Genomic DNA, 4,309 nt, shown 5'->3' with positions numbered 1-4,309 from the left:
GTGTGGTGCCGGCGGCCGAGCCAGCCACGCGGGTGGCGGCGCGGCAGCGCCCGGGCGAGCCGGTCGGCGGCCGCCTCGGCCTGCAGCTCGGAGGCGTGCGTACGGTGGATGCTGAGCAGAAATTCTGCGTCGTTGCCGAACATGTCGGTTCCCCTGTCGTGCGGTGTCGTTCGCTGTCCCCATTGACTTTCCGCGCGAAGGTGGCCCCGGGGCATGGGGACGGCGCCTGATCTTCGCCCGCTCCCCCTCCTTACTCGGCCTCCTCAGGGCCGGGCGGCGACGTAAGGTACTCAGCCGGCGGGCCGGAGGGCTGGCCGCGGATCACCGCCGAGCACGGCGACCACTAGACTCTTCGGTATGGCAAAGCCCCAGGAGAAGGTCTCGTTCGGCCAGCGGCTGAAGCAGATCGGGATGGTGTTCCAGTTCACCGCGAAGCAGGACCGGTGGTTCGCGCCGCTGATCGCCGCGGCGGTGCTGATCCCGCTCGCGCTCACCGTGGTCGCGGTCATTCTCTGGGGCTGGATTTACCTGCCGATCGGCATCCTGCTCACCCTGCTCGCCGTGCTGATCGTGCTCAACCTGCGGTCCAACACGGCGATGATGAACGCCGCCGAGGGGCAGCCCGGCGCGGCGGCGCAGATCATAGAGGGCATGCGCGGCGACTGGCGGGTGACGCCGGCCGTCAGCTCCACCACCCAGATGGACATGGTGCACCTGGTCGTCGGCCGGCCCGGCGTGATCCTGCTGGCCGAGGGGAACCCGCAGCGGGTGCGCGGCCTGCTCAGCCAGGAGAAGCGGCGGCTGGCCAAGGTGATCGGCTCCGCCCCGCTGCACGACTACGTGATCGGCCAGGGCGAGGACGAGCTGCCGATCCGCAAGCTGCGGATGACCCTGATGCGGCTGCCGCGCACCCTCTCCCCCAAGGACGTCAACGCCCTCGACCGGCGGCTCAAGGCGCTCACCGCCCGGCCGGCCATGCCCAAGGGCGCGATCCCGAAGAACATGCGGCCGCCGCGCGGTGCCTTCCGCCAGACCCGGGGCCGCTGACCCCCGCCGTACGCGACAAGAGCCGGGCCCCTTCGGGCCCGGCTCTTTCCGTGTCCCGACGCATCTCACCGCGATCTTGCAGTCGCGGTGGTCACCTTGCCCCGTTTCACGCCGTTCGTCGGCACCGCAAGTGCAAGATCGCGGAGGTCAGCGGGGGGTTTAGGGGCGGGGGGCGTCGGTGATGACTGCGCCGGTGAGGCGGTCGTGCAGGCCGCGGCGGTGCTCATCCATGATCAGGGCGGGTACGACCAGGGCCAGCAGCACGCCGCGGAGCAGGGCGCGGGCCAGCCCGATCCGGCCGCCGTCGGACCAGGCGACGCAGCGGATCTTCGTGATGTACATGCCGGGGGTCTGGGCGAACAGGCCGAGGAAGAAGCCGTACTCGGCGATCAGCACCACGACCGGGGCCCAGCCGTCGCGGACCGGGTCGGCGAAGAAGTTGGACACCAGGAGACAGAGCACCCAGTCGATCACCAGCGCGCCGAAGCGGCGGCCGATGCTCGGCGGCGTGAACGCGGGATCCGTGGCGGGTGGTGCCGGCGCGGCGGGAGGGTTGGTCACAGCGGTCAAGGGTAACGAGAGCGGGACCGGCACCCGGGCCGCGGCCGTGACCAGGGTGTCGATCACGGTCCGACCCCCGGTTCCGCGCGGACCGAAAAATCGGACCAAAGTCGCCAATGTGCGCCAGCTGGTCACAGCCGGTACCGTTCACCCGGAGACCCGAAGGGGGCTGAGCGGCGCAGGTGACGCTCCGCGAGCGACGTAACACGGCCGAAACGTAAGGGACACGGCCGGGCAACCCCGCGGTCATAGCGTCGCCAGGAGCCCAGCCACCCGTGGACGTGCCAGGAGGACGTGTGTTCGCCAATCCCGAGGAACTCCTGCGATACCTCAAGAACGAGGACGTGAAGTTCGTCGACGTACGTTTCTGTGACCTGCCCGGCGTGATGCAGCACTTCAATCTGCCGGTCGAGTCGGTCGACGACGCACTCTTCACCGACGGCCTCGCGTTCGACGGTTCGTCGATCCGTGGCTTCCAGGCGATCCACGAGTCGGACATGCTCCTGCTCCCCGACGTCGCGACCGCCTTCATCGACCCCTTCCGCGCGCAGAAGACCCTCGCGCTGAACTTCTTCATCCACGACCCGTTCACCCGTGAGGCGTACTCCCGGGACCCGCGGAACGTGGCCAAGAAGGCCGAGGCGTTCCTGGCGGCGAGCGGCATCGCCGACACCGCGTACTTCGGCGCGGAGGCCGAGTTCTACATCTTCGACTCGATCCGCCACGAGACCTCCGCCCACCAGTCGTTCTACTACATCGACTCGATCGAGGGCGCCTGGAACTCCGGCCGCGAGGAGGAGGGCGGCAACCGCGGTTACAAGACCGCCTACAAGGGCGGCTACTTCCCGGTGCCGCCGGTGGACCACTACGCCGACCTGCGCGACTCGATCGTGCGCCGCCTGGTCGACACCGGCTTCACCGTGGAGCGCTCGCACCACGAGGTCGGCACCGCCGGCCAGTCGGAGATCAACTACAAGTTCTCCACCCTGCTGCACTCGGCCGACAACCTTCAGCTCTTCAAGTACATCGTGAAGAACGAGGCGTGGGCCAACGGCAAGACCGCCACGTTCATGCCGAAGCCGCTCTTCGGCGACAACGGCTCAGGCATGCACACCCACCAGAGCCTCTGGCTCAACGGCGAGCCGCTGTTCTACGACGAGACCGGCTACGCCGGCCTGTCGGACACCGCCCGCTGGTACATCGGCGGTCTGCTGCACCACGCCCCGTCGCTGCTGGCCTTCACCAACCCGACGGTCAACTCGTACCGCCGCCTGGTGCCGGGCTTCGAGGCGCCGGTCAACCTGGTCTACTCGCAGCGCAACCGCTCCGCCTGCACCCGTATCCCGGTCACCGGCAGCAACCCGAAGGCCAAGCGGGTCGAGTTCCGGGTGCCGGACCCGTCCAGCAACCCGTACCTCGCCTTCTCGGCGATGATGATGGCCGGCCTGGACGGCATCAAGAACAAGATCGAGCCGCCGGCGCCGATCGACAAGGACCTGTACGACCTGCCGCCGGAGGAGTGGGGCGACGTCAAGCAGGTTCCGGGCTCGCTGCCCGAGGTGCTCGACGCGCTCGAGGCCGACCACGACTACCTGCTCGACGGCGGCGTGTTCACGCCGGACCTGCTCTCCACGTGGGTGAGCTGGAAGCGGGCCAACGAGGTCGACCCGGTGCGCCTGCGCCCGACCCCGCACGAGTTCGCCATGTACTTCGACTGCTGAGCGGTCGTCGAACACGCCTCACCAGCACCGGCCGGGCCGGCTCCGCGATCAGCGGGGCCGGCCCGGCCGTTTTCGCGTACGCCGGTAAGCGCCCAGCGGGTCAACCAGATGGCTCGAATCGGCGCTGCCGAGCGCGGCGGGCCAGTGCCGCCCGGACCGCCGAACCGGCCACCACCAGCACCAGCGCGGTCATCGCGACCGCACCCGGTGCCTTGGTGAACCGGGCCAGGTTGGTGCCGTCCGGCAGGGCCAGGACGGAGGCCACCGCGCAGGGCAGCACGAACCAGTTCGTGCGCGCCACGGCCACGGTCGCCACCGAGAGCACGGCCAGCGGCCAGGTGGCGTACCAGGGGTGGAAGACCGGGGCGAGCAGGACCGTGGCGGCCAGCGCCAGCCCCGCCCCGGTGAGCGTCACCCGAGGGCGCGCGACGGCCGGCCGGACCACCTGCTGGCGGACGTCGTTCGGCCGGCGCAGCGACGTCCACGCCCACCACCAGAGGCCCGCCAGCACCACGGCGAGCAGCACCAGCGCGACCACCCGGGCCACCGGCACCGCGCCGGGCTCCCGGCCGACCAGTTCGCCGGCGTAGTCGACGACGAAGCCGACGGCGGTCGGCGGGGACGTCCACTGCTCCGAGTCACCGCTGTGGGCCAGGCCGCCCACCCAGCCGACGCCGAGCCCGGTCACCAGCGAGGTGACCAGCAGCGCCGCCAGCACTCCCCCGGCCAGCCAGGCGGCGTCGCGCAGCAGCGCGCGGACGGTGTAGCCACCCCGCACCGCCGCGAGCGCCGCGAACGGCAGCACCACCACCGCGATCGCCTTCACCGCCACGGCCAGCCCCAGCAGCGCCCCGGCGACCAGCAGCCCGCTCGGTCTGCCGGGCAGCCGGACCAGCACCAGCAGGCCGAGCAGGAGCAGACCGAGCCCCACCGCATCGTTGTGCGCGCCGCCGACCAGGTGTACACCTGCCTCTTATACA

The 4,309-nt window shown here is 70.6% G+C and carries 3 protein-coding genes and 1 pseudogene; 2 read left to right on the top strand and 2 right to left on the bottom strand.

The window, feature by feature from the left end; all coding sequences use genetic code 11:
• The first annotated feature begins 357 nt into the window (after positions 1-357).
• A complete protein-coding gene (locus tag DKL51_RS00465; protein WP_109944226.1) occupies positions 358-1,047 on the top strand; it encodes a DUF4191 domain-containing protein in 690 nt (229 codons plus the stop codon).
• 159 nt (positions 1,048-1,206) lie between these two features.
• Here the strand turns inward: DKL51_RS00465 and DKL51_RS00460 are convergent, their stop codons facing one another.
• Positions 1,207-1,545, bottom strand: a complete 339-nt coding sequence (locus DKL51_RS00460) for an RDD family protein (protein ID WP_109964266.1) — start codon at positions 1,543-1,545, stop codon at positions 1,207-1,209.
• A 359-nt stretch (positions 1,546-1,904) separates the two neighbouring features.
• On the opposite strand from DKL51_RS00460, the gene glnA reads away from it, so the two are divergent.
• A complete protein-coding gene (gene glnA, locus DKL51_RS00455) occupies positions 1,905-3,329 on the top strand; it encodes a type I glutamate--ammonia ligase (RefSeq protein WP_109942756.1) in 1,425 nt (474 codons plus the stop codon).
• 100 nt (positions 3,330-3,429) lie between these two features.
• Here glnA and DKL51_RS00450 read toward each other — a convergent pair.
• Positions 3,430-4,296: pseudogene (locus tag DKL51_RS00450) on the bottom strand (MptA/MptB family glycosyltransferase); the annotation flags it as partial.
• Positions 4,297-4,309: the final 13 nt, after the last annotated feature.

It is taken from the genome of Micromonospora globispora (genome assembly GCF_003857015.1).
GTDB lineage: Bacteria > Actinomycetota > Actinomycetes > Mycobacteriales > Micromonosporaceae > Micromonospora > Micromonospora globispora.
The sequence above is the reverse complement of the archived record's forward strand: the minus strand, read 5'-3'. Positions and strand labels throughout refer to the sequence as shown.

What these genes read in the sequence shown, in the direction of transcription:
- DKL51_RS00465 (WP_109944226.1), top strand. Translation starts at nt 358, where the DNA reads ATGGCAAAGCCCCAGGAGAAGGTCTCGTTCGGCCAGCGGCTGAAGCAG.